Annotated in this window: 22 protein-coding genes; 10 read left to right on the top strand and 12 right to left on the bottom strand. The window is 34.2% G+C overall.

The features are described from left to right. Positions 1 to 40: 40 nt before the first annotated feature. Entirely contained in the window at positions 41 to 694 is a 654-nt protein-coding gene (nth, locus tag P8J93_00430; GenBank protein MDG2060270.1) for an endonuclease III, read from the bottom strand. A gap of 225 nt (positions 695 to 919) precedes the next feature. On the opposite strand from nth, the gene P8J93_00425 reads away from it, so the two are divergent. The 6 genes from P8J93_00425 (at position 920) to ribA (ending at position 7,543) form a co-directional block, all read left to right on the top strand. Beyond that, complete coding sequence (locus P8J93_00425) at positions 920 to 3,820, top strand: TonB-dependent receptor (protein MDG2060269.1); 2,901 nt, start codon at positions 920 to 922, stop codon at positions 3,818 to 3,820. A gap of 64 nt (positions 3,821 to 3,884) precedes the next feature. Next, the gene (locus P8J93_00420; GenBank protein ID MDG2060268.1) at positions 3,885 to 4,178 is read left to right on the top strand and encodes a hypothetical protein; all 294 of its coding nucleotides are present in this window, start codon (positions 3,885 to 3,887) and stop codon (positions 4,176 to 4,178) included. 76 nt (positions 4,179 to 4,254) lie between these two features. Next, positions 4,255 to 5,448: a thiolase family protein gene (locus P8J93_00415; protein ID MDG2060267.1), complete on the top strand. Its 1,194-nt coding sequence runs from the start codon at positions 4,255 to 4,257 to the stop codon at positions 5,446 to 5,448. Between the two features lie 6 nt (positions 5,449 to 5,454). Beyond that, positions 5,455 to 6,402, top strand: coding sequence for a thiamine-phosphate kinase (gene thiL / locus P8J93_00410; protein ID MDG2060266.1), 948 nt, complete (start codon positions 5,455 to 5,457; stop codon positions 6,400 to 6,402). Continuing rightward, positions 6,402 to 6,893, top strand: a complete 492-nt coding sequence (locus P8J93_00405; GenBank protein MDG2060265.1) for a phosphatidylglycerophosphatase A — start codon at positions 6,402 to 6,404, stop codon at positions 6,891 to 6,893. The genes thiL and P8J93_00405 overlap by 1 nt, the downstream gene beginning before the upstream one ends. A gap of 53 nt (positions 6,894 to 6,946) precedes the next feature. Next, the gene (gene ribA / locus P8J93_00400) at positions 6,947 to 7,543 is read left to right on the top strand and encodes a GTP cyclohydrolase II (protein MDG2060264.1); all 597 of its coding nucleotides are present in this window, start codon (positions 6,947 to 6,949) and stop codon (positions 7,541 to 7,543) included. On the opposite strand, the gene dxs is transcribed toward ribA, so the two are convergent. The 8 genes from dxs to P8J93_00360 all read right to left on the bottom strand — a co-directional run bounded on the left by dxs (position 7,540) and on the right by P8J93_00360 (position 19,071). After that, positions 7,540 to 9,432, bottom strand: a complete 1,893-nt coding sequence (gene dxs / locus P8J93_00395; protein ID MDG2060263.1) for a 1-deoxy-D-xylulose-5-phosphate synthase — start codon at positions 9,430 to 9,432, stop codon at positions 7,540 to 7,542. The two genes, ribA and dxs, sit on opposite strands and share 4 nt — an antisense overlap. After that, on the bottom strand, positions 9,429 to 10,319 hold the full coding sequence (locus P8J93_00390) for a polyprenyl synthetase family protein (GenBank protein MDG2060262.1): 891 nt from the start codon (positions 10,317 to 10,319) through the stop codon (positions 9,429 to 9,431). The genes dxs and P8J93_00390 overlap by 4 nt, the downstream gene beginning before the upstream one ends. Next, positions 10,306 to 10,539, bottom strand: a complete 234-nt coding sequence (locus P8J93_00385) for an exodeoxyribonuclease VII small subunit (protein MDG2060261.1) — start codon at positions 10,537 to 10,539, stop codon at positions 10,306 to 10,308. The genes P8J93_00390 and P8J93_00385 overlap by 14 nt, the downstream gene beginning before the upstream one ends. A gap of 40 nt (positions 10,540 to 10,579) precedes the next feature. Further along, a complete protein-coding gene (locus tag P8J93_00380) occupies positions 10,580 to 12,664 on the bottom strand; it encodes a PQQ-dependent dehydrogenase, methanol/ethanol family (GenBank protein MDG2060260.1) in 2,085 nt (694 codons plus the stop codon). A gap of 63 nt (positions 12,665 to 12,727) precedes the next feature. Then, complete coding sequence (locus P8J93_00375) at positions 12,728 to 15,913, bottom strand: efflux RND transporter permease subunit (protein MDG2060259.1); 3,186 nt, start codon at positions 15,911 to 15,913, stop codon at positions 12,728 to 12,730. Then, positions 15,910 to 16,818 (bottom strand): efflux RND transporter periplasmic adaptor subunit, encoded by a 909-nt coding sequence (locus P8J93_00370; protein MDG2060258.1) that lies wholly within the window; start codon positions 16,816 to 16,818, stop codon positions 15,910 to 15,912. The genes P8J93_00375 and P8J93_00370 overlap by 4 nt, the downstream gene beginning before the upstream one ends. 54 nt (positions 16,819 to 16,872) lie before the next feature. Next, positions 16,873 to 17,955: a DnaT-like ssDNA-binding domain-containing protein gene (locus tag P8J93_00365; protein MDG2060257.1), complete on the bottom strand. Its 1,083-nt coding sequence runs from the start codon at positions 17,953 to 17,955 to the stop codon at positions 16,873 to 16,875. 57 nt (positions 17,956 to 18,012) lie between these two features. Then, the gene (locus P8J93_00360; GenBank protein MDG2060256.1) at positions 18,013 to 19,071 is read right to left on the bottom strand and encodes a 3-deoxy-7-phosphoheptulonate synthase; all 1,059 of its coding nucleotides are present in this window, start codon (positions 19,069 to 19,071) and stop codon (positions 18,013 to 18,015) included. A gap of 138 nt (positions 19,072 to 19,209) precedes the next feature. Here P8J93_00360 and P8J93_00355 point away from each other — a divergent pair, with 138 nt between their 5' ends. The 4 genes from P8J93_00355 (at position 19,210) to P8J93_00340 (ending at position 23,045) form a co-directional block, all read left to right on the top strand. Next, positions 19,210 to 20,841 carry an NAD+ synthase gene (locus P8J93_00355; GenBank protein MDG2060255.1) on the top strand — a complete coding sequence of 544 codons (1,632 nt, stop codon included), beginning with the start codon at positions 19,210 to 19,212 and terminating at the stop codon, positions 20,839 to 20,841. Positions 20,842 to 20,914: 73 nt separating this feature from the next. After that, positions 20,915 to 21,724, top strand: a complete 810-nt coding sequence (locus P8J93_00350) for a ScpA family protein (protein MDG2060254.1) — start codon at positions 20,915 to 20,917, stop codon at positions 21,722 to 21,724. Beyond that, complete coding sequence (gene scpB / locus P8J93_00345) at positions 21,724 to 22,302, top strand: SMC-Scp complex subunit ScpB (protein MDG2060253.1); 579 nt, start codon at positions 21,724 to 21,726, stop codon at positions 22,300 to 22,302. The genes P8J93_00350 and scpB overlap by 1 nt, the downstream gene beginning before the upstream one ends. 17 nt (positions 22,303 to 22,319) lie before the next feature. Then, entirely contained in the window at positions 22,320 to 23,045 is a 726-nt protein-coding gene (locus P8J93_00340) for a pseudouridine synthase (GenBank protein MDG2060252.1), read from the top strand. Here the strand turns inward: P8J93_00340 and P8J93_00335 are convergent. The 3 genes from P8J93_00335 to ubiG are packed head-to-tail and all read right to left on the bottom strand — an operon-like array spanning position 23,023 to position 25,142. Continuing rightward, a complete protein-coding gene (locus tag P8J93_00335) occupies positions 23,023 to 23,781 on the bottom strand; it encodes a YciK family oxidoreductase (GenBank protein MDG2060251.1) in 759 nt (252 codons plus the stop codon). The two genes, P8J93_00340 and P8J93_00335, sit on opposite strands and share 23 nt — an antisense overlap. Before the next feature lie 3 nt (positions 23,782 to 23,784). Continuing rightward, a complete protein-coding gene (locus P8J93_00330; protein ID MDG2060250.1) occupies positions 23,785 to 24,441 on the bottom strand; it encodes an HAD-IA family hydrolase in 657 nt (218 codons plus the stop codon). Further along, positions 24,441 to 25,142, bottom strand: a complete 702-nt coding sequence (gene ubiG / locus P8J93_00325) for a bifunctional 2-polyprenyl-6-hydroxyphenol methylase/3-demethylubiquinol 3-O-methyltransferase UbiG (protein ID MDG2060249.1) — start codon at positions 25,140 to 25,142, stop codon at positions 24,441 to 24,443. Before ubiG ends, P8J93_00330 begins: the two co-directional genes overlap by 1 nt. Positions 25,143 to 25,165 lie beyond the last annotated feature (23 nt).

Here is a 25,165-nt window from a genome sequence, read left to right as displayed (position 1 = left end):
GAGATTATACAAGAGCAAGTCTAAGAAAACAGATTAATCTTTATGGTTTTTTTGTTTTAATTTTAGTTTTTAAATTACTGTTACAGGTGCTACAAATTATACAAATAGTTCCATTACATCCTCTAGCAGAACAGTGTTCTCTGCCAAAAAGAATCATTTGGATATGTAAAATATTCCATTTGTTCTTATTGAAAAGTCTTTTCAAATCTTTTTCTGTTTGCTGGACATTTTTTCCGTTAGTCAATCGCCATCTTTGAGCCAATCTATGGATATGAGTATCAACTGGAAATGCAGGATGATTAAACCATTGACTCATTACTACACTAGCAGTTTTATGACCAACTCCAGGAAGAGATTCAAGATCTATAAATGATTCTGGAACTTCTCCATTGTATTTTTTTACAAGAATTTCAGAAAGCTTGCTTATAGCTCTGGATTTCTTAGGTGATAGACCGCAAGGTTTGATTATTTCTCTGATCTTTTCAGTTTCCTGAATCATCATATCGTAAGGATTATCTGCTAAAGAAAATAAAAATGGGGTTACTAAGTTGACTCTTTTGTCCGTACATTGAGCAGACAAAAGGACTGCTACTAGGAGGGTATATCCATCCTTATGATCAAGAGGTACCTCAGGTTTAGGATATAATTTATCAAGCTTTTTTTCTATAAAAAAAGTCCTTTCTTTTTTTTTCATCAATAAATATTAAATGAATTCCTTCAATTTTAGTTCATTCATGGCAATATGTAATGTATTTAAAACTACTTTAATAGTAAAAAAGTACTAGTTTTTAGGCATTTATATGGTATAAAAAGAGTGTTATTCCATGAAAAAGGATTTTCATGGGCAGTTTTTTACTTTTTTTATTAACTTTTATTAATGAAAAGGACATCTTTGATATTAGATTTTTGGGGAGATTTTATGGAATTATTTAAAAGATTTACGCTCCTAGTTACCTTTTTAGCAGGTATAATAGGTTCAGCATCAATCATAGCTGCTGAAGAAGATAGCGAAGCAAAGTCAGGAATTGAAGAAGTAATAGTAACAGCGAGAAGGACTGAAGAAAGTCTTCAAGATGTGCCAATTGCTATTTCAGCTTTTAATGAAGAAGGCCTAGAAGCCAAACAAATTATTGGTGCAACTGATTTACAACTTAATGTTCCAAACGTAAGCTTTACACCAACAAATTTTGGTTCTTCCTCTTTTTCAATACGTGGTATTGGAAGATTAGTAACAGCAGGGTCTGGTGAAGCAGGTGTTTCAGTGCACACTAACGATATTCCAATTGCTGGAAATTTGAACACGGGAGAATTCTTTGATATGGAAAGAGTTGAGGTTCTTCGTGGACCTCAGGGAACTCTTTTTGGTAAAAATGCAACGGGTGGTGTGGTTAATTTCATAACCAGAAAACCTGAAATGGGAGAGTTAGGCGGATATGCTACTCTTGAAACAGGAAATTATAATCATCAGAGAACTGAGTTTGCTTTGAATGTTCCATTAGGAGATAGTATGGCATTGCGTGTAGCAGGAAGTGATTTAAGCAGAGACGGTTACACACGAAATCTTTTTGTAGAGTCCGATGGAGACATTGATGGTAGGAATCAAAACGCCATTAGACTTAGCTTAAGATGGGAAGGAGAGGATACCACTATTGACTTTATGCATTCAGATGGAGAGGAAGATAGTGACAGAGCTAGAATTACCAACCAAGTGTGTTTACAAAATCCTCTACCCACTTATGGCTGTCAACCAAATAAATTTGGTAGAGATGGGGTAAACCCAAGTTCTACAACCGGTACGTTGTACCTAGCATTTGGTGGTGGAGCTATTTTGGGAGCGAACACAGCTGCTTTAGAGGCATTGGGTCAGTTTCAGTATCCAAGACCTAAAATGACAAGTCTTCGAGACATTCATACTGATTTTGAGCCTACTTTTGATCAAGAAGGTGAATCAACTTTCTTAAGCATTAATCATGATCTTGAAAATTATAGGATTACTGTAAATTTAGCTACGGCTGAAGGTAGTTTTGATTCCCAACAAGATTATAATATGGATGTAGGGCCAAATATACAGACAGTCAATGCTCTGACTGGTTTACCAACGCCTTGTGCAGCAGTTAATTGTTTTGTTCCGGTTTCAACTGCCGATGGAAATATTGCTACAGAAAATGCTTTAACAGCTGGTGTTATTGGCGGCAATGTATATGGCGCTTATAATCGTGTTTTCTCTTACGATCGAGCTTATACAGATTATAGTGATACTAACTATGCAGAGATAAAAATCGCATCTGATTTTGATGGGAACTTTAATTTTACTCTTGGAGCAAACTACGGAGATAATGAAAGTCTAGGCGGTTATTATGTAATGGCTAATTCATTAGACTTCATTACTTTGTATGGACTTCCAACTATTGCTGGCGGTGGAATACACCCAACAGGTGTTCCTCCACTTTTCCCAGGATATTATCATTCAGATACATTATCTGAATCCGAAACAACATCTTTTTTTGGAGAGGCTTATTTTGACATAACTGACAAACTTAGATTGACAGTTGGTGCCAGAAGGAATGAAGATGAGAAAGATACTAAAGGAAGAGTGGCTTTGGCTGACTGTGCATTTATTGCACCAGGTACTTGTGTCAGATCTTCTTTAACTTCAATGTTGTTCGGAGCTCCTCCGACACCTGCTCAATTAGCTTTACTAGGTTATTATGGAGCTGCCAGTCCTTTAGATGTGCCTCCAACTCCTGGTTATAATGAAACAAGAACTTTGACAGGAAGTCCATCTCATGCAGAATTTTCCGCGACTACTGGTCGAGTTGGTTTAGATTATCAAGCAACTGATGATTTAATGGTTTACGTAACAGCTTCAAAAGGACACAAGCCTGGAGGATTTAATCCTTCTATAAGTGACGCTTTTCCCGCAGACACACCTCGAATTTTTGATAGTGAAGAAGTGGATGCGGTTGAACTAGGTTTTAAATCTACAAGATTAGATGGAAGAATGACATTAAATGGTTCTATCTTCCAATATGACTACAAGGGATTACAGATTTATAAGATTATCAATAATTCTTCTGTAAATGTAAATGTGGATGCTGAGATTGAAGGAGCTGAGTTAGAAATGCTTTACATTCCAGATGGTATGCCAAATACCGTTATTGATGTAGCAATGTCTTGGTTAAATACAGAAGCAGCAGATAATTTACTACTAGATCCTAAAAATAGACTTCAAAATACTCCTGACTGGAGAGTAATGAAGAATATAGATCCAGGTTCAAGCACTGGAATTAATTATGTAGCGTATGCACCAGGTGCTTTAGCAGCACTTCCAATAGCGAGAGCCGTAGGTGCCGTTATTGAGACTCCTGCTTCGGCTTATCCTGATGGATTGCCGGCGTTTTATTCTAGAAATGCTCTTACTGCATTTGGAGTGCCTACGAGTGATGGATTCTTAGTAAACATCAAAGGTAATGAATTACCTAACTCTCCTGGTCAAACAATAAAAGTAGGTGTTCAGCATACTTGGAACATGGATGCTTTTGATGTAACAGCTAGGGTAGATTACTATGAACAAAGCAAGAGTTATGCAAGAGAATTTAATGACATAGGTGATGAAATACCTGCATGGGCTCAAGTAAACTTCTCTTTGTCTCTAGATGACCCAGAGGGTAAATGGAGAGCAAGAGCTTGGGTTAGAAATCTTAAGGATAAAGAAATTGTAACTGGTCATTACACGACATCTGATACATCAGGTCTGTACACCAATTACTATCTAACTGAACCTAGAATATATGGAGTTACTTTTACTAGAAACTTTTGATATAGAGGTTTATTAAAAAAACCCGCCTCTAAGGTGGGTTTTTTTTTATATAATATATTTGGTAATGAAGAAGTTAGTAATTAAGTTTCTCGGCGTTGTTCAAAAAGCACTTTTACATGAAAGTGATCAAACAAGGGAAGTAATTTCAGGTTATTATAAATATATTCGAGGTGAATCATCAGAAGAAGATTTAAAAAAGACAAACTATCTTCTAAGAAACGTCTTGAGAGAATTAGGGTTTGGTTTTTTAGTGATTCTTCCTTTTTCACCTATAACTATACCTATAATAGCAAGATTGGCTAAAAAATATGAAATAGACATCTTTCCAGATTGGTTTAAAGATTCGCTTAAAAAATAGTTTTACTTGATTAAAAATCAATCGTGTCCTAACATCACTTTTCCAATAAAATAAGGTCAAAATAAGGAGTCAAGAAATGGCAAATGCAGTAATTGTAGACAGTGTAAGGACAGGCTTAGCAAAGTCTTTTAGAGGTGGTTTCAATGTAACTAGAGCTGATGATATGACAGCTCATATTGTTAATGTTTTAATGGAAAGGAATCCTGAAATAGATCCTAGTTTCGTGGAGGATATAATTTTAGGCTGTGGAAATCCTGAAGGGCCTCAAGGTCATAATGTAGCTAGAAATGTAGCAGTTCTTTCTAATCTGCCAATAGAAACAGGAGGAGTGACTGTAAATAGGTATTGCTCTTCAGGCTTGCAAACAATTGCTATGGCAGCTACTCAGATACAGAGTGGATTTGCAGATTGCATGATAGCAGGTGGTGTTGAATCTATTAGTACAATTCAAGGTAATACTAATATGCATATGTATGTAAATGATAAAATTGTAGAGGAAACTCCTGGTATATACCATGCCATGGGAACTACAGCTGAGTTAGTAGCAAAAAGATATGAGGTTTCAAGGGAAGCTCAAGATGAGTATGCACTTTCTAGTCAAGAAAGGACTGCAAGAGCTCAAGATGAAGGCCTCTTTGATGATGAAATTATTCCAATGAAAACAAAGATGTTACTTAAGAATAAAGAAACTGGAGCAGAAAAAGAAGTAGATACTTTAGTAGATAAGGATGCTTGTAATAGACCAGAAACAACTTTAGAAGGCCTAGCTAGTCTAAACCCTGTTTTTGATCCAGAAGGAGGTTCAGTTACTGCTGGAAACTCATCTCAATTATCTGATGGAGCTTCTGTCACAATGATAATGAGTGAAGATAAAGCTAAAGAGTTGGGTATTAAACCTTTAGCTTATTTTAGAGGTTTTACAACAGTTGGATGTCAGCCCGAAGAAATGGGAATAGGACCTGTTTTTTCTATACCTAAATTATTAGAATCAGCTAATTTATCAATAGAAGATATAGATCTTTGGGAATTAAATGAAGCTTTTGCATCTCAAGTTGTTCATATAAGAGACAAATTAGGAATTCCTTCAGATAAGCTCAATGTAAATGGAGGCTCTATTGCTATAGGACATCCTTTTGGCATGACTGGTTCTCGTCAAGTTGGTCACTTAACTAGAGAATTAAGAAGAACAGGAAAAAAATACGGAATAGTAACTATGTGTGTAGGGGGTGGCATGGGCGCTTCCGGGCTGTTTGAAGCTTATCCTGAGTAATGAATCTTGCTTAAAGGCAAAAGCCTAAATGAGCATCAATTAATAAAGGAGTATTTCTCTAATATTGGTTCAGAATTTTTACTGGAGAAAAATATATCTATAGGTATTGGCGATGATGCAGCAGCATATAAACCACCTAAAGGATATGAAGTTATTCTATCAACAGACACTTCAATTGAAGGAGTTCACTTCATAAAAGAACTATCTCCTCAAGAAATTGCTTATAGATCTGTTGCTGTGGCCTTAAGTGATTTAGCTGCATGTGGAGCTGAACCTAACTGGTTTATGGTTTCCTTGACTATGCAGAAGAATGACTCTATTTGGCTAAGAAATTTTTCTCTTGGTTTAGAAGAAATCGCTCAACAATTTAAGATTCCATTAATAGGTGGAGATACCACTAAAGGTCCTTTAGTAATAACTGTCCAAGTGGGAGGAATTGTTCAAAATGGAAAAATGATAAGACGTTCAGGTGCAAAAAAAAGTGATTTAATTTTTGTATCAGGAAATATTGGAAATAGTAAATTAGGTTTAAAAGAACTGAGAAAATCTATACCGTCCAGAAAGGTTGCTACCAGATATATAAGACCAGAGCCGAGATTTGATTTACTGCATCTATTGTTAGATACAGCCTCATCTGCAGTTGATATATCTGATGGTTTGGTTCAGGACTTACAACATATTTGTAACGCAAGTCAGGTTGGAGCAAAGATTAATATAGATTTAATTCCCTTTTCTTTAAATATTTCACCTAATGATAAAAAAAGATTCATTTCAGAAGGTGATGATTATGAAATTTGCTTTACTATTCCTTTAGATAAAAAAGATAGATTAAGAGATTATATACTAGATAAAAAGATTACAGAGATAGGAAGTGTGACTAAAGAATTAGATTTTATAGTAGAAAATAATAAGCATGAAATCATAAAATTCACGAAAGGCTACAGCCATTTTTGATGAAGTATAAATCTTTTGATTACTATAATCCGCTGACTTGGATCGCTTTAGGGTTTGGTTCTGGATTATCCCCTGTTGCTCCAGGAACTACAGGCAGTTTTTTAGCAGTCTGCATTTATTATTTCTTAATTAACCCTTTTATCTTAGAACCTATAGATTTTATCTTTTTTTTAATTTTTGTATTTGGATCTTACGTTTTAGGAATCTTTGCCCATGATAAAGTGGTTGGCAAAGAGAAGGATCCTAGTTATTTTGTTTGGGATGAATTTGTAGGAATATGGATTGCTTGTATTCCATTATTCTTTATTAAAAATGATTTTTTATACCTATTCTTGTCATTTCTTATATTCAGATTTCTGGATATATTCAAACCTTGGCCCATAATCTTTTTTGATCAAAAAGAAGGTTCGAAGGGAGTTATGTTAGATGATGTATTGGCAGGACTTATAACCATTCCAGCATCTTTATTAATTTTTTTGTTAATCTCTTAGAGTAAATTTAATAAAAGAAGTACAATTCTTTCTTCATAATTATTGGAAGTAAATTGAAAGTAAATAAAGTTGCACAAGCTAAATTACCAACTGAGTGGGCTGAATTCACCTTACATGCTTTTGTAGAAGAAGAATCAAAAGAAGAACATTTAGCTATATGTTTAGGTAATTTGAATGATGACAAAAAATGTTTATTAAGAATACATTCTCAATGCTTAACAGGTGATGCCTTATTCAGCCTAAGATGTGATTGTGGCGATCAACTTAAATCTTCTTTAAAGAAGATAGTTGATATGGGTAAGGGGTTAGTAATATATATGGCCCAAGAAGGTCGAGGCATAGGCTTAGCAAATAAAATAAAAGCTTATCAACTCCAAGATGAAGGATTAAATACCATAGAGGCAAATGTAGAATTAGGTTTTGCTGCTGATGAAAGAGATTATTCTGTTTGTGCTGAAATTCTGAAATCTTTAGATATAACAAAGGTGGATTTAATGACTAATAATCCAGATAAAATTAATGGGTTAGCCAGCAATGGAATAGAAGTAGAGCAAAGAATATCTGCTTATTCAGAACCAACAGTGCATAATAAAGATTATTTAAAGGATAAGAAAGACAAGATGGGTCATCTTGGTAGTAAAGAAGATTAAATTAATTCTAATCTTTCCTTTAGGTTTTTTGTTATTGTTTCTGTGTTTAATCCGTATTTAATTTTTTGTTGATCTACATCACCATGGTCAATAAATTCATCTGGTAAGCCTGCATGCATTATTGGAGTATTAATATTCTTTAAGTTGAGGAGTTCTGCCACAGCAGAACCTGCACCACCAGCTATTACATTTTCTTCTATTGTTAAAATTAATTTACTTTTTTTACTTACATTGATTATTAATTCTTCATCTAATGGTTTTACAAATCTCATATCCACTACCGTTGCATCAAAAGTTTCTCCTATTGATTGAGCTTGAGTAATACAAGAACCAAAGGAGAAAATTGAAAAAGTAGAGTTTTTTGAACGCCTAATGACATTTGCTTTGCCTATTTCTAGGATGCTAGAGTCCCTATTTATAGTTGATCCTGGTCCAGATCCTCTGGGGTATCGTATTGCTGCAGGACCCTGAAAATGAAAACCTGTATTTAGCATTCTCCAGGTTTCTTCTTCATTAGAGGGCGTCATAATAATTATATTAGGAATGCACCTCAGATAAGTAAGATCGAAAGCACCTACATGTGTTGGACCATCAGCACCCACAAGGCCAGCTCTATCTATGGCGAAGGTAACATCAAGATTCTGGATAGCTACATCATGTATTAGCTGGTCATAGGCTCTTTGTAGAAAAGTACTGTAGATTCCAACAACTGGTTTCATGTTCTCACAAGCCATCCCGGCTGCTAGCGTAACGCAGTGCTGCTCAGCTATTGCTGTATCAAAAAACCTATCACTAAATCTTTTTTCAAAATCAACCATTCCAGATCCTTCCCTCATCGCTGGAGTAATTGCAATTAATTTAGGTTCTTTTTCAGCTGTTTTACAAAGCCACTCACCAAAGACTTCTGAATATTTTGGGTTCCTTGGCTTGTTTGAATTTATATTCTCAGATAAAGGTTTAATTTTTTCTATTGCATGGTATCCGATAGGGTCTTCTTCCGCAGCTTTAAACCCTTTACCTTTGGTTGTTACAGTATGGAGAAAAATAGGACCTTTTAACTTTCTAATATCTCCAAGTATTTTTACAAGTTCACTTATGTTATGTCCATCAATTGGTCCTATGTATTCAAAGCCAAGCTCTTCAAAGAGTGTTCCAGGAGACACCATACCCTTAGTATGTAATTCAGCTTTTTTTATAAATCTTTTTGCTGAAGGAATAAATCTTAAAACTGTTTTTCCACCCTCTCTGAGCTGGTTGTAAAATTTGCTTGCCCAGATCCTAGAAAGGTATTTTGAAAGTCCTCCCACACTTTCAGAAATAGACATTTGGTTATCATTCAAAATAACTAAAATATCTTTATTCAAAGCTCCTGCATGACATAAAGCCTCATATGCCATTCCTGCTGTCATAGAACCATCACCTATTATTGCCACAACTTTCTTTTCATCCTTCTTGAGGTTTGACGCAGTGATCATGCCTAGAGCAGAACTAATTGAAGTACTAGAATGGCCAACTCCAAAGCTATCAAATTCACTCTCTGAACGATTAGGAAATGGAGCAAGTCCATTCATTTTTCTTATAGATTCCATTGAATCTTTTCTTCCGGTGAGTATCTTATGAGGGTAAGTTTGATGACCAACGTCCCATACTAATTTATCTTTAGGTGTTTCAAATACATAATGAAGTCCAATTGTCAGTTCTATAACTCCTAGACCTGCTCCAAAATGTCCTCCACTTTTGCCAGTTGTATATAAAAGAAATTCTCTTAATTCATCGGCTAATTCTGGAAGATCTTTTTTTTCAAGATGTCTTAAGTCCTCTGGTAGATTTATATCTTGCAATAATCTACTTTTAGGTATTTCTTGGGGAATTTTCTCAAATATTTTCATGCTTCTCTTTCAATTATAAAGTAACCCAATTCTTTTAGATGAGAAGTATCTTCTGTAAAGATAGATAAATATTCAATAGCTTCTTGCACAAGTTTTTTTGCTCTTTTTTTTGCTTTTTTTACACCTATTAAAGAAGGGTAAGTAATTTTATCTCCTAGAATATCTGAACCTTGATTTTTACCACTTATCTCAGAGGGAGATTCTATATCTATAATGTCATCCGTTATTTGAAAAGCTAAACCAATTTTTGCTCCAAATTTTTCTATGTTTTTAAGCTCTTCTTCATTATATTTAGCTAATTTTCCTCCAATTACTAAAGAAGTTTTAATTAATTCTCCTGTTTTAAGATTATGCATTAGGTCCAGATCTTTAATTGTAGGATGTCTAGAATTAGACAAGATATCTAACATTTGACCCTCAACCATACCTCTAAAACCGCATGCTTTGCTTAGCTTTTTTAATATATATATTTTATTTTCATTTTCAATAAACGGACTATTAAGAATAATCTCATAGGCTAACGGTTGAAGAGCATCACCTGCTAAAATTGCAGTTGCTTCATCAAAAGCTATATGTGAAGTTGGCATTCCTCTTCTTAGATCGTCATTATCCATCGCAGGAAGATCATCATGGATTAGGGAATAGCAGTGCATAAGCTCGACTGCCGAAGCAAGATCGTCTTTGCTCTGTTCATTAACTTTCAACGATGTTAATTCGGCTGCTAAGTATACCAAAATAGGCCTTAACCTTTTACCTCCATTTATGACAGAATATCTCATTGCCTCAGCTAATGTAGATTGAGTATCCTTATTGAGGAGTTTTGATAGATTGTTATCTATTCTATTTTGATATTTTTTTATAGTGCTCTGAAAGTCATGTTTTTCCATTTATTGGTATGGTTTTAATTTCTCCATTCTCTTCAATAAGCTTTTGCACTTTAAGTTCCGCTTCAGATAATTGTTTTTGGCATTGTCTGGTTAATTTAATTCCTTTTTCAAAGGACTTCAAAGACTCTTCTAGACTTAAATCTCCCGATTCTAGTTGATCTACAATATCTTCAAGTTCATCTAAAGCAGTTTCAAAGTTATTATTCTTTTTTTCTGTCATTTTTATTTTTTATCAGTTTTCCATATTAGTTTTATTATGATTAGTCCTGCCCTTTTTGCATCAAGTAAGTAGCATTTGCTTGAGAAATTAAGTATTCGTGAATAGCTAAAGCTTGATCCTCAGTTAACATGTCTTTAAAAGAAATCATTCCTTTATTTTTATGAGCCCCACCCAGTACTATTCCTAAGAAAGTTTTATGTGTTTCTTCGGTCATCATTTGTAGATCTGGGATAACACCACCACCTCCCGCTCCCGCTCCATGACAGAATTGGCAGTGTTGATGAAATTCATATTCTCCTTTAGAAATTGTTGCAAAGTCAGCTAGTGAAGGAGGCGGCTTAATCATTGATTTATAGGTTTTAGGTTTTAATATAGTTTCTTTCCCATTTAATTTGAAGGTTAATACTTGTCCATTTGATTTAGCACCCATATTTGGTGACGGGACACCGGAAGTAAGAGGAAAAGCACCACCATAACCTATAATGACTGATATATATTGTACTCCATCAATGCTATATGTAATTGGAGGGGCACCAATCCCATTATAGGTTTCAATTTCCCATACTTTAGTTCCTTTATCTGCAGTATAAGCAATAAGTCTGCCATCGCTGGTTCCTTGAAAAACAAGATTTCCTGCTGTTGAAAGGACTCCGCCATTCCAAGGCCACTCATATTGCGCTCGCCATACTTCTTTCTGTGTAACTGGATTCCAAGCACTAAGATGGCCTTTTAAAGAGGTAAGTAGTTCTTGCAGTTCATTTGGGTCTTTAGGTGGAATAGTAGCTGCAATATCAATTCCTGTATTCCAAGTGTTTTTATCATAAACAAAATCTTCCGTATCACCATAAAGAAAAGAGAGTTCCTGGGCAGGTATATAGGCTAGTCCTGTTTCCGGACTATATGACATTGGGTGCCAGTTGTGACCTCCTAGAGGTCCAGGTTTAACTTCTTTGACTGTCCCTTTATAGTTTGTCTTATTATTCTCTATAGGCCTTCCAGTTTCTTCATCTATTTTCAGTGCCCAATTAACTGGAACATAATTTTTTGCTGAGATGAATTCACCATTTTTTCTATCAACTACATAGAAAAAACCATTTTTTGGAGCTTGCATTATTACTTTTCTAACCTTTTGATCAATTTCAATATCTGCAAGAATCATATGTTGGGTAGCTGTGTAATCCCATGTATCTCCTGGCGTTGTTTGGTAATGCCAAATATATTCTCCAGTATCTGGCTTTAAGGCGACTATAGAAGAAAGAAATAAGTTATCACCTCCGCCAGGACTTCGAATATACCTATTCCAAGGAGAACCATTTCCAACACCAATATATAGAAGATCTAATTCTGGATCAAAAGCCATTGAGTCCCAAACTGTTCCTCCTCCACCAATTTTCCACCATTCGCCTCCTTTCCATGTTTTGGAAGCTTTTTCTAGAATGGGATTTTCAAAATCTAAAGAAGGATCACCTGGAACAGTATAAAATCGCCATATTTTTTTCCCATTTTTAATGTTATAGGCAGTAACATAACCTCTCACGCCCAGCTCGGCACCCCCATTTCCTATTAACACCATGTCTTTTAGGACTCGAGGGGCGCCAGTTATGGTATAGGGCTTTTCTTTATCTATTGTTAGAGTTTCCCATAGTAACGATCCGTCCGTGGCATTTAATGCAATTAGTCTTCCATCTAAAGCTCCTAAAAGAACTTTACCTTCCCAGACGGCAACTCCTCTGTTAACAACGTCACAGCAAGCATTATATCCCCATTCTTTATCCACTAAAGGATCGTATTTCCAGAGTAATTCTCCTGTGGCAGCATTCAAGGCATAAACAACGCTCCAAGCAGAAGTTGTGAACATAACTCCATCTACTACTATAGGAGAGGCTTCATGGCCTCTGTTTGTATCAGTTGTAAATTTCCAAGCCAGACCTAAGTCCGAGATAGTATCAGGACTTATCTGATTTAAGGGACTGAACCTCTTTTCATCATAAGTTCTGGCATGGGACATCCAATTTTCTGGCTCTGCATCTGCATTAATAATTCTTTCTTCTGAAATATTAAATTCTTTGCTACAGCTTATTAGTGCAAATCCAAAAAATATAAGTAATATTTTAAAAAACTTCATTTTTTTCCATTAAATAATTCTTATCTACTCTAAGGTTAGAGATTCATAAAAACAAGTTTTTATTTAGTTAGAAATTTGAGATTTTCTTTCAAGAATAATTTTATGTAAAAGAGACCTAATTTTCTTAGGAGTTTCTTTCATTGAATCACTTAAAATTAGAGCACATGGAGTAACCACTAAAGTAAGTATGGTGGCAACAGAAAGACCTATTACCAGAGCACCAGCCATTTGTTCCCAATAGCTTGTGACATACATGCCAGCTTTAATTTCTCTTCCTATTAGATCTATGCTGTAACCTAATGCTATAGGAAGAAGTCCAGCTATAGTTGTAAATGAAGTTAGGAAGACAGGCCTTAGCCTTAAGACCGCACTCCTTAAAGCTAAAGAAAGAGTAGAAGCTGCAGGATTATTCTTTTTAAGTAAGTTAAAAGTATCAATTAATACAATATTATTATTGACCACAATACCCGCTAAAGCTACGCAACTAATGCCTGTTTGAAGTGTACTAAAGGAGCGGCCTAAAATTAATAAGGCCAGAAAAACACCGCCAAAAGATAATAGTATTGCAGATAAGATAACAAATCCTTGATAAAAACTATTAAATTGTGTCACTAATAAAATTAGCATTATAAATAGGCTTAAAATAAAAGCAGAAACTAGATAATCAGAGGCTTCTTTATTGTATTTATCAAAACCTCCAAACTCAACAGATACGCCTGGCCCAAGATCATTATTTGATATCCAATCTTTAATTTGTTTTATTTTATCTGATATAACAACCCCTTCTTTTTTATCGGCTGATATGGAGAAAACTCTTTTGCCATCCTTTCTGCTTATATATCCGGTTGCAGGCTGAGGCCTGGATTCTACAAAGCTACTAACTGAAATTATTCCTTTATTTGTTTTGACACTTAATTCGTCTAATGCATCAAGATTTCTTTGTTCTTTAGGAAATCTAACTCTAATGTCAACTTCATCATCCACATCTAAAGGTCTATATTCTCCAACCTTTATTCCGTTTGTTACCATTTGAACCGCAGCTCCTACGTCTGTTAGACTAGCTCCAAATTGAGCTGCTCTGGTTTTGTCTATCTTCAATCTCCACTCAATTCCTCTTTGTTGAACAGAATCTTCCAATCCCATTAATCCAGAAACTTCATTTTCGATATAGGTTTTTAGTTTTTTAGTTGCCTGAGCTAAAACAAAAGGATCTTCTCCCATGACATCTATATCTAAAGATTTCCCTATTGGAGGACCAGCTTTTTCTGCTTCTGACTGAACTAAAAAACCAGGAAAATCTTTAGTCTTTTGATTGATAGTTTCTAAAATCTCATAGCCATCTTTATTTGATTCTCTTTTATCTTCATCATAGAAATCTATAAACATAGAAGAAATTCTATCTGGATTTCCCCCCCCAAAGGCGCTTCGGCTGGAACCTGTTCTTAGATACACTAATTCTATATCTTCAATGGGTAGTATTTCTTTTTCAGCTAGTATAGCTAGCTCCTTTTTTTCGTTCGTTGAAAGATTACCTCTTGCCGAGACATTAATTTGAACCCACTGAGGAGCAACTTCTGGAAAATATATAACCCCTTTTCCATGGTCTGCCCAAAGTTTTATGATGAGTACTATCGCGAAAACTATAATAAATATAGTTTGACCAGGAATCTTTAGGTATGGATATACTTTTCTTGCATATCCTCCAGTAAAAGCTGGTAAAGATAAAGGATCATCGGTTTCTAATTTCCTAATATTTTCTGTTTCTGACTTGGATTCTTTAGCTAGTCCTCCAAAAAGGGCACCTAAAATAGGAACAAATATAATCGCATAGATTAAAGATCCAACTAGGACACAAAAAACTGTTACTGGCATCATTCGAATAAACTTTCCCATTCCCGGCATCAACATAAGTGGCAAGAAGACGACTAAAGTTGTGACAGTAGAAGATAGAACTGGCCAAAACATTCTTGCTCCGGCAGAAGTATAAGCATCAATTCTATCCATGCCCTCAGCTAATTTTCTATCTGCATACTCAGTAACGACTATAGAGCCATCAATGGTCATACCCATAGATATGAGCATGCCAAACATGACCATAAAATTAAATTCCTGACCCGCAAAAAATAATATTGTTAAGCAAAATAAATAAGAAAAGGGAATTGCTAACCCGACTAGTAAAGATGTTCTAAATCCTAAAGCAGCTAAGACTACAATCATAACCAATACAACTGCAGTTAATACGTTACCTTGCAATTCAGATATCATATCTAGCGCAAAACCAGAGTCATCTCTTGAGTAAATTATCTCTACTCCGTTTGGAAAGTTTAATTCTGCTTTCTCAACGATTTCTTTTACTGCTGCTACTGTATCTATTACATTTGTACCCGTTCTTTTTACAACTTCAACAGAAAGAGCTCTGCGTCCATTTATTCTTGTATCACTTGTTTTATCCTTATAAGTTCTCCTGATTTCAGCTACATCTGAAAGAGTTACTACTGAATTACCTGATACCTTGATAGGTAAGCTTTGAATATCATCCAGGTCAGCAAATACACTTGGTACATTTACAGCGAAGCTTCCCTTTCCAGTATCTTGAGAGCCCGCAGGTATTATTCGATTATTATTTGAGATAGCTTGATAAAGTTCACCGATAGATATTCCATATGATTCTAGCTTTGATTTCTCAACTATTGCCTCTAAAAGATCTTCTGGAACTCCTCGAAGGTCTGCCGATAAAACATCAGTTAGAGTTTCTATTTCATCTTGAAGATCTTTAGCCAGTGAAATTAATGTTCTTTCAGATACAGTGTCACTGACAAGGCTTATAGTGATTACGGGATTATCTTGGGTTGTGAATTCTCTAATTTTGGGTTCTTTTGCATCATTTGGGAGTTCTGTTCTAACTTCATCTACTTTAACTCTAGTATCATAGATAGCCTGGTCCATATCGATTTCTTCATCAAATAGAACTACGACATTTGCATAACCCATAGCAGCTGTCGCCATAACTTCATCTACACCTTCTATTGTTCTTAAAGCTGTTTCTAGAGGTTTCACAAGAAGTCTTTCAGAGTCTTGAGGCGACACACCCTCATAAAAAACACTTACCATTGCTCCTGGAAAGGTGACGTTAGGTTCTGTTGCTTTTGGTAGGGCATTCATAGCATAAATCCCTGCCAAACCTAAGAGTACAAGGATACTTAGAGAAGTTCTTGATCTAGCTATCGCTGATCTTATGAATTTATTCACGCTTTAGGAGGTATAGTTGCTTCTTGAGTTTTTACAGTTTGACCTTGAAAGACATATTCTTGTCCGACAGTAATAATTCTAGTTTTAGGGGGTAGACCAGAAACCCAAATCCCATCCATAGAATCTTCCAATATCGTTACTTTTTGGAATTGAACTTCATTAAAATTATTAACAGTCCTAATTCCAAGTTCTCCCGATGTGCCTAGTAATAAGATAGATGGAGATATTTTGTGAGCTTCAATCTTAGCTCCTTGGATAAATAATTCTGCAGACAGCCCATCTCTTATAGCTCCATCATCATTATTAACTGTAATTTCAATTTTAAATCTTCTAGTATTTTTATTTGCAGAAGTCCCAACAAACGAGACAACTCCTTTTATTTCTGAACCAGAAACTAATTTTGCTTTAGCTGGAATTCCTACTTTAACTAAATCTATTTCTTTTTCTGAAACTTCACCAACTAAAATCATGGGGTTAGGATCAATTAAAGTTGCGCAAGTACTGCCAATATTTAAATAATCACCACTTTCAGCACTTACTTCTTCTAAAAGGCCATCAAAAGGTGCTTGAATTTTAGGATAAGCTTCTCTACCAGCAATATATAATTGGCAAAGTAAGTCTCCTTTTTTTACATAATCTCCCTGTTTTACAGGAGTTGAGATCACTCTCCCATTAATTTCTGCCCTAACTTTTACTAACTTATCTGCTTCCGTATATCCGCTAGCCTTGATTATTTTTGATTTCATCACAGCTTCACTGGACAGTACAGTGACTGCCGACATTGTCTCTAGATTATTGGTAGGTTTTTTAGCAAGATTATCATCTTTAAAAAAGCCTGAAGCCATCCATACAATAGTGAATAAAAATGCCAAAGCTGAAGTTCTATATGTTCTTCGTAATTTCATATAATAATATTAGGTGTTATAGTCTAGTATAACACCAAAATACTTATAAATAAATTAAATTTTGTATTTTAGTCTTAAATCTTGGAGTCTAGATTTAATCTCTTCCTTATTCTTTGAAGTTGTAAATGTATTCTCTTTTTTATTAACTTCTTGGTTTATTTGCCAGCTTGACTCTATCCTTTTTTCTATATCCTTTTGTTTTTCTTTTAATGGAGTTATTTTTTTTTGATGATATTTAACATGTTGAAAGAATTTATTATTCCAAGTATTAATTTTTATTCCTTCTTCTCTCCAATAGAGGATAAATTCAGGTATTAAATCATTTGCAAAGTTTTGATCTATCTTAGCTAGCTTTAATACATCATAGAACTCTTGATTTGGCTTCCAATCTGCTGGGATTTCTTGAGGTGTATGTTCTGATTTTCCTTCATTAAATCTGGCCCATTGTCTCCTAATGTAAGCAATAAATTTACTATTCCAGGTATCTGAGAGATCCCCTTTTTCTATCCAATAGAGAATAAATTCATGTAGATACTTTTCAATGAATTGATCTTCAATATCTGCTTTGTTAAGAATGTCTATGGCTTCTTGATCAGGAACCCAATCTTTATGCATATAGATTCTCTTTTTTTCTTGATTTTGTTTTATTTCATTTTTTCTCCAAGCTTTAATAACATGTCTCAAGAATTTTAATCCCCAAGATTGTTGTAATTCTTTTTTTTCTATCCAAAGGAATTTAAAATCTTCTAATTGTTTTAAAACAAATCCAGCTGGAATGCCATAGTCTGCAGCTTGCTCTATTATCTGAGTTTCCGGTTCCCAGTTCTCTGGCATAGTAGATGGATTTTTCCTTGTAAAACTTGAAGGAGATTTAGATTTTTTTTCTTTGTAAGGTTTTGTTAGCTCAATTGAAGAATAGTTGTCTGTTGAACCAATAAGACCCTTATTTTTAAGGCTCTTTAAAACTTGCAAAAGTTCTTCTTTTTTCCAAAAAGGAGTTTCTTTTAGGATGTCTTGTAAATTAAAATCTTGCTGATGATTGGTAAAATTAGAGTTTAATAACCCAAAAAGTGTAGCCTCTCTTAAGCCAATTGATTCTGCTATTTCTTTTGAAATTGTAATGAACTGTTTAGTCATGTCTGCTAACAACAGTTTATATCTTAAAATTTCTAAGTTAAATACTTTTCAGCTATATCAAGATAAATTTCTTCTTTTGGATATAGATCTAGCTAAATCTTCTAAACATGAGGTCGTATCTTTCCAGTCTATACAGGCATCTGTAATACTCTGACCATATCTAAATTTTGATTTGTCTTTGTCAGGTTGATTGCCCTCTACTAGGTTACTTTCAATCATAACTCCTGTGATTCTTTTTTCATTATTAGAAATCTGATCTCCAATATTCTTACAAACTTCGAGTTGTTTTTTGTGTTGCTTGGTGCTGTTTCCGTGACTCATATCTATCATCAGTGTTTCAGGTAAGTTTGCTTCATGTAAAAGGTTGCAAGATTTAGCTACATTAGTGGAATCATAATTCGGCTCCTTTCCACCTCTCAAAATAATATGACAGTCTTCATTTCCTGAAGATTCAAATATAGCTGATTTACCTTCTTTTGTTACTGATAAAAATATATGAGGGTTTTTTGCAGACTTAATCGCATCTATTGAAACTTGGATGCTACCTTCTGTTGAATTTTTAAAACCAATAGGACAAGATATACCGGAAGCCAACTCCCTATGAACCTGACTTTCAGTTGTTCTAGCACCTATAGCTCCCCAAGATATAATGTCAGCTATATATTGAGGTGTAATTACATCCAAGAATTCTGTAGCTGAAGTAAGACCTAAATCATTAAGATTTAAAAGTAGCTGTCTAGCTATTTTAAGTCCTTTATTTATGTTGTAAGTATTATCTATATCAGGATCATTTATAAGACCTTTCCAGCCAACAGTAGTTCTTGGCTTTTCAAAATAAACTCTCATTATGATTTTTAATTCATTCTCATAAATTTTAGCTTCCTTTTTTAATAAGTTAGCATATTCAAGAGCTGCTTCAGGATCATGTATAGAGCATGGTCCTACGACAACCATAAGTCTGTCATCTTTTTTTGAAATTATATTTGAGATATCATTTCTAGATTCATAAACTAATTTAGATACTTTTTCAGATAGAGGAAAAGCCTTAATAAGATCTTCCGCACTTAGTATCTCCTGCTTACCTATAATCCTAGTATTATCTGTTTGATATCTCATTTTATTTTATAATGGTCTACAAGGCTTATTTTACACCAAAGGCTTATGTTAGAACTTATTGTATTGTTAATATATTATTCTTTTTGCAATTTTAATAGTTAAGTTATGTATAGAGGTAAATTAGAATACTGATTTCTTATGAATAAAATAAATTCACTTAATATTGGATTAGTTCAAGAAAACCCTATTGTAGGAGATATTAAAGGCAATACCAATATTGCAAAAAAACAAATTAAGTCTTTAGTTAATAATGGAAGTCCAGATTTTATAGTTTTTACAGAGATGTTTCTTACCGGGTATCCTCCAGAAGACCTTTTATATAGAGATGACTTTTTGTTTAAAATTGAGGATGCTCTAAAAGAAATCTCTGAATTAGCTAAGGGAACTTTTATTTGTATAGGCTATCCGCGTAAAATTAAGAAAAAAATATACAATGCAGCTGGAGTTTTTCTCAATGGCAATCTAATAAAGGAATACTTTAAACAAGACCTCCCAAATTATAGTGTTTTTGATGAGAAGCGTTATTTTTCTGCAGGCAAGGGTCCTTGTGTAATAGACGTTAAAGGCTATAAGGTTGGACTAACAATTTGTGAAGATATTTGGCATTCAAAAGCCATCAGGCAATCTACCAAACAAGGAGCAGAAATAATTGTTAATTTAAATGCCTCCCCTTTTGATATAAATAAAATTGAGGATAGGATGAATCTTTTAAAAAAACACACAAAAGAATTTAAGGTTCCTATTATCTATGCTAATCAAGTAGGCGGACAAGACGAATTAGTTTTTGATGGGGGATCTATGGTTATTTCAAAAGATGAGGAGTGTAAAGTTTCTTTTCCGAGTTTTGAAACAAATTCAGATGTTATAGAATTTAATAAGTCTCCTTCTGGTGTGGAGGTAATTAGTTCTAATAATCAGCTGGAGAGACAATATATTCAAGATATATATGATGCATTGGTATTGGGGACAAGAGATTATGTTACAAAAAATAGATTTCCTGGTGCAATTATAGGCTCTTCAGGGGGAATAGATTCAGCTCTTACAGCAGCAATTGCATGTGATGCACTAGGTTCCAGCAAGGTAAAAACATACATGATGCCTTTTAAGTATACTGCAGATATAAGCATAGAAGATGCAGAATTATTATCCAAGAATCTTGGCATAGTTCATAACGTTATACCTATAGAGAGAATTTATGAAGCTTTTATTGATAGTTTAACTGATTCCTTTAAAGCAAAAAAAACAGATAAATCTGAAGAAAATCTGCAGTCAAGATGTAGGGGAGTTATATTGATGGGTATTTCAAATAAAACCGGTTGTATTGTTTTAACCACTGGAAATAAAAGCGAAACAGCTGTTGGTTATTCAACTTTATATGGCGACACAGCTGGCGGTTTTTGTGTTTTAAAAGATGTACCCAAAACTTTAGTTTACCAGTTATCAAGATATAGAAATTCTTTATCTAAAGTCATACCTAATAGAATAATAGAAAGACCTCCGACAGCTGAACTGGCTCCAGATCAAAAGGATAGCGACTCTTTACCAGATTATTCCGTTTTAGATCAGATTATTGAGCTATACGTTGAAAAGGACCTTGGATTAAATGAAATTAGAGATAAAGGGTTCGATGAAGAGGTGGTAAAAAAAATATTAAGACTTATAGACATGAATGAATATAAGAGAAGGCAAGGTCCTATTGGAGTCAAAATAAGCGATAAAGGCTTTGGAAAGGACAGAAGATACCCAATTACTAACCACTGGGCGCCATAACTATCTTTTTTAAAGTGACTTTTTTTCAAATTGTTGGTTATAATACATATCCAATACAAATGTATTGGATTAAATGTCAGCAATAATAGAAAAATCCCCTCATCAGAGGGAGATGATACTTGCTACAGTTCAGGGTAAAAAACTTACTGCCCTTCCTGAAGATTTATATATTCCACCTAATTCTTTAAAAGTCCTTTTAAATTCTTTTTCAGGCCCTTTAGACTTTCTTTTATATCTCATTAAGAAGCAAAACTTAGATATATTAGATATAAATGTTGCAATAATAACGGATCAATACATAAATTATGTCAATGTCATGGAAGCCATGCATATAGAGCTTGCTGGTGATTACCTTGTTATGGCTGCATATCTTGCAGAGCTTAAATCAAGGATGCTATTACCTAAACATAAAGAAGAAATAGAGGATGAGGATCCAAGGGCAGATTTAATTAGACGTCTCCAAGAATATCAAAGATATAAGGAGGCCGCAGATAAGATAGACTCTCTTCCAAGGCTAAACAGAGATTTTTTCTTGGCATCGGCAAAATTACCAGAATTTGAAACAAAAAGAACTTTCTCGCATATTTCCATGCAGGAATTATCTTTCTCATTAGCGGAGGTTTTAAAGAGAGCTGAGCATGCTGAAGCCCATTTGATAGATTTTAACCAACTATCTACTAGAGAAAAAATGTCAGCAATTTTAGAAAAAATGAAAGGTAACAAGTTTATTGATTTTGTTTCTTTATTTGAAGCTTCAGAAGGTAAGATAGGTGTAGTTGTTACTTTTTTGGCTATTCTTGAGCTTTTAAAGGATTCCTTGATTGATATTATACAAACTGAAGAATTTGGCCCGATACATTTAAAAGTTATAGAGGTGCATTGATGGAATTCAAGTTAACTCAAATAATTGAAGCATTACTTCTATCTGCTTCACGACCTGTCGACATTAGAGAACTCCAAAAACTCTTCGATGAAGATTTAAATTCTACCCAAGAAGACATTAAGAAGGCAATTAAGGAGATAGAAGTAAATTGCGAAGATAGAGGCTTCATTTTAAAAAAAGTAGCTTCAGGTTATCGTCTTCAAGTTAGACAAGAATTATCAGAATATGTTGCAAAATTATGGGCAGAAAAACCTCAAAAATATTCAAAAGCAAGTTTAGAAACTTTAGCTCTTATTGCTTATAGACAACCTATAACTAGAGGAGAGATTGAAGAAATAAGAGGGGTAAGTGTAGGCACTCTTCTTTTAAGGTCTTTAATGGAAAGAGGTTGGATCAAAATAGTAGGGCAAAGAGATGTACCTGGAAAACCATCTCTTTATTCAACAACTAAGGAATTTTTAGATTATTTCGGTATGCAAGGCCTAGGAGAACTGCCTCAATTGCCACCACTAGCTGATTTCCAAAATCTAAATAAAGATCTCATAATAGAACAGCCCACAGAAGATCTAAAAAACTAGTCCACTTTCTAGTATAAATGACAAGAGAAAGGATACAAAAGGTTCTGTCTACTTTAGGATACGGATCAAGAAGATCTATAGAATTAAAGATAAAACAAGGAAGAGTTTTAGTAAATAAGAAATTAGCATCTTTAGGACAACCCGTTGGTCCATCTGATCAAGTAGTGATGGATGGAAAAGTTTTAAATACCATTCAATCAAAGGGGCCAGTCAGGATAATTGCTTACAACAAGAAATTAGGGGAAGTAGTTTCTAAAGATGATCCAAATGATAGACCTACAATATTTGAGTCTCTTCCAAAAATTAGACAAGGAAGATGGATATCTGTTGGAAGGTTAGACATAAACACTTCTGGTTTAATTCTTCTTACTAATAATGGAGAGTTGGCAAATAAAATGATGCACCCATCCTTTGAGGTAGAAAGGGAATATGTTGCTAGGATTCATGGAAGAGTTAGTGAAGAAAAAATAAAACGTATGCTTAAAGGAGTTTCTTTAGAAGATGGCGAAGCATCTTTTTCTGATATTCAGGCGGGCAGATCTGGAAAATCAAATCAATGGTTTGCAATGGTAATCTCAGAGGGAAGGAATAGAGAAGTAAGAAGAATATGGGAAAGTCAGGGACTAGAAGTTTCACGATTAAAAAGAGTAAGGTATGGTAATTATTTTCTGACTGCAGATATTAGGTCAGGGCATTATAAAGAACTTACAAAAAAAGAGATTAAGTGGTTTGAGCGTCTATAGATCTTCCATTTATATTTATACTATGTGAACTGAATAGAAATAGGTAAGCTTTCATAATATCCCCTGGAGAAGAGATTGAAGAGGGGTCTTCTGCTGGATAAGCTTTAGACCTTAGTTTTGTATTAGTAGGACCCGGATTAATAGAATTCACTCTTATATTATGTGTATTTTCTATTTCATCTGATAAAATTTCCATCATAGCTTCTGTAGCAAATTTAGATACAGAGTAAGCGCCCCAAAAAGCTCTTCCTTTTTTTCCAACACTAGATGAAGTAAATATAATAGATGCATCTTTAGCTAAAGAAAGAAGCGGAAGACAAGTTTGAGTGAGTCTAAAAACAGAATTAACATTCACATCCATTACTTTTTTCCAAGTTTCATAAGGATATTGAGACATGAGTTTTTTTTCACCTAAGATGCCTGCATTATTTAACAAACCATCTAGTTTTCCATAGTTAGAATCTATTTCATTATAAATCTTACAGTAGTCTTTTGAATTAGCACTCTCGAAATCTATCTCATAAAAAGATGGCCTTAGATTATTTTTTTTTTGAATGATTGAAGAGACTTCTTCTAAGTCCTTTTGCTTTCTCCCAGTTAGAATTACGCATGCACCATAATCTGAGAAAGTAATCGCAGCTTCCTTGCCTATTCCCGAACTAGCACCAGAAATTAAAATGACCTTATTAGAAAGAATATTCTTACTAGGGTTAAAACTTCTTAAATCAATATCCATGGGTCAGAAAATAAGTTTTTTTAATTCTTGAGGCTTCGTTACAAACATAGAGGCACCCCAATCCTTTTCTGAACTAATATTACAGTATCCATAAGAGGCAGCTATTGTCTTCATTCCTGCATTGTTTCCAGCTTCAATATCAACTTTATGATCTCCAATATACATTGAAAGTTTAGGATCTGAATTTGTTAATTTACAAGCTAATAATAGTCCTGAAGGGTCTGGTTTTCGCGTATTTGTATGATCAGGACAAATTACAAAAGAATAGTTATAATTTTTTAACTTATCCTTAATTATCTTATCTGTATACAGTAAGGGCTTATTTGTGACTATGCCCCATGTCATATCTTTTTTATCTAAATTTATAAGAAGATCGGATATTCCAGAAAAGAGTTTAGTTTTTTGTAGACAACAATCTAGGTATATTTCAAGTAATTCATTTTTAAGATTAATGAGATTTGAGGAGTCAGGATTCAGGTTAAAAGAAAATTGTATTAAGGCCAAGGCCCCTTCAGAAACTCTAGACCTTATGTCGTCAAAACCTGATTCTTTCTTTCCATATTTTCTTTCTAATGCATTGATTGCAATCAGAAAGTCTGGAGCTGTGTCGAATAAAGTTCCATCTAAATCAAATGCTATAAGAGATTTATCTTCAATCATTATTTACTAGATTCTGCATACATCATATAGTTAACGCTTACATCATTCCCTAACCAATACTTATCAGTCAGCGGATTATATGACAGACCTTTAGTCTCTTTTAATGCCAGATGGCTAGACCTAAGCCAATTAGCTAATTCAGAAGGTTTGATGAATTTTTGATAATCATGGGTTCCAGTGGGAAGTAGTTTTAAGATATATTCTGCTCCGAGAATTGCAAATAGGTAAGATTTAGGGTTTCTATTTATCGTCGATAAGAAAATACGACCTTTATCTTTTAAAAGTAATGATATAGCCTTTATTGTGCTAGAAGGATTAGGGACATGTTCTAACATTTCAAGACAGGTTATGACATCAAATTTATTATTAATATCATCAGAAATCAAATCCTCAATGGTACAATTCAAGTATCTTATATTGCTTCCTACTTTATTTGAATGAACTTTGGCAACCTCTATTACGGAATCTCCAGGATCAATTCCAGTCACATCTGCTCCTAAACTAGCCAAAGATTCAGATAGAATACCGCCTCCACAACCTACATCTAGAACTTTTAATCCATTCAAATTAACTTTTGTAGAGATGTATTCAACTCTTAGGGGGTTGATTTGATGTAAAGGTTTAAAGTCGCCATTTATATCCCACCACTTGTCAGCTAATGAATTGAATTTATTAATTTCTTCTTCGTCTAGATTAGTCATAATTTTTTTATAAATATACAGAA

The sequence above is a fragment of the SAR86 cluster bacterium genome (assembly GCA_029268615.1).
Lineage (GTDB): Bacteria > Pseudomonadota > Gammaproteobacteria > Magnimaribacterales > Magnimaribacteraceae > JAQWNM01.
This window is presented reverse-complemented; position numbering and strand designations above follow the sequence as displayed.

Coding starts and splice junctions, on each gene's coding strand:
- nth (MDG2060270.1), bottom strand. CDS start 694: ATGAAAAAAAAAGAAAGGACTTTTTTTATAGAAAAAAAGCTTGATAAA.
- P8J93_00425 (MDG2060269.1), top strand. CDS start 920: ATGGAATTATTTAAAAGATTTACGCTCCTAGTTACCTTTTTAGCAGGT.
- P8J93_00420 (MDG2060268.1), top strand. CDS start 3,885: ATGAAGAAGTTAGTAATTAAGTTTCTCGGCGTTGTTCAAAAAGCACTT.
- P8J93_00415 (MDG2060267.1), top strand. CDS start 4,255: ATGGCAAATGCAGTAATTGTAGACAGTGTAAGGACAGGCTTAGCAAAG.
- P8J93_00405 (MDG2060265.1), top strand. CDS start 6,402: ATGAAGTATAAATCTTTTGATTACTATAATCCGCTGACTTGGATCGCT.
- dxs (MDG2060263.1), bottom strand. CDS start 9,432: ATGAAAATATTTGAGAAAATTCCCCAAGAAATACCTAAAAGTAGATTA.
- P8J93_00390 (MDG2060262.1), bottom strand. CDS start 10,319: ATGGAAAAACATGACTTTCAGAGCACTATAAAAAAATATCAAAATAGA.
- P8J93_00385 (MDG2060261.1), bottom strand. CDS start 10,539: ATGACAGAAAAAAAGAATAATAACTTTGAAACTGCTTTAGATGAACTT.
- P8J93_00380 (MDG2060260.1), bottom strand. CDS start 12,664: ATGAAGTTTTTTAAAATATTACTTATATTTTTTGGATTTGCACTAATA.
- P8J93_00370 (MDG2060258.1), bottom strand. CDS start 16,818: ATGAAATTACGAAGAACATATAGAACTTCAGCTTTGGCATTTTTATTC.
- P8J93_00365 (MDG2060257.1), bottom strand. CDS start 17,955: ATGACTAAACAGTTCATTACAATTTCAAAAGAAATAGCAGAATCAATT.
- P8J93_00360 (MDG2060256.1), bottom strand. CDS start 19,071: ATGAGATATCAAACAGATAATACTAGGATTATAGGTAAGCAGGAGATA.
- P8J93_00355 (MDG2060255.1), top strand. CDS start 19,210: ATGAATAAAATAAATTCACTTAATATTGGATTAGTTCAAGAAAACCCT.
- P8J93_00350 (MDG2060254.1), top strand. CDS start 20,915: ATGTCAGCAATAATAGAAAAATCCCCTCATCAGAGGGAGATGATACTT.
- scpB (MDG2060253.1), top strand. CDS start 21,724: ATGGAATTCAAGTTAACTCAAATAATTGAAGCATTACTTCTATCTGCT.
- P8J93_00340 (MDG2060252.1), top strand. CDS start 22,320: ATGACAAGAGAAAGGATACAAAAGGTTCTGTCTACTTTAGGATACGGA.
- P8J93_00335 (MDG2060251.1), bottom strand. CDS start 23,781: ATGGATATTGATTTAAGAAGTTTTAACCCTAGTAAGAATATTCTTTCT.
- P8J93_00330 (MDG2060250.1), bottom strand. CDS start 24,441: ATGATTGAAGATAAATCTCTTATAGCATTTGATTTAGATGGAACTTTA.
- ubiG (MDG2060249.1), bottom strand. CDS start 25,142: ATGACTAATCTAGACGAAGAAGAAATTAATAAATTCAATTCATTAGCT.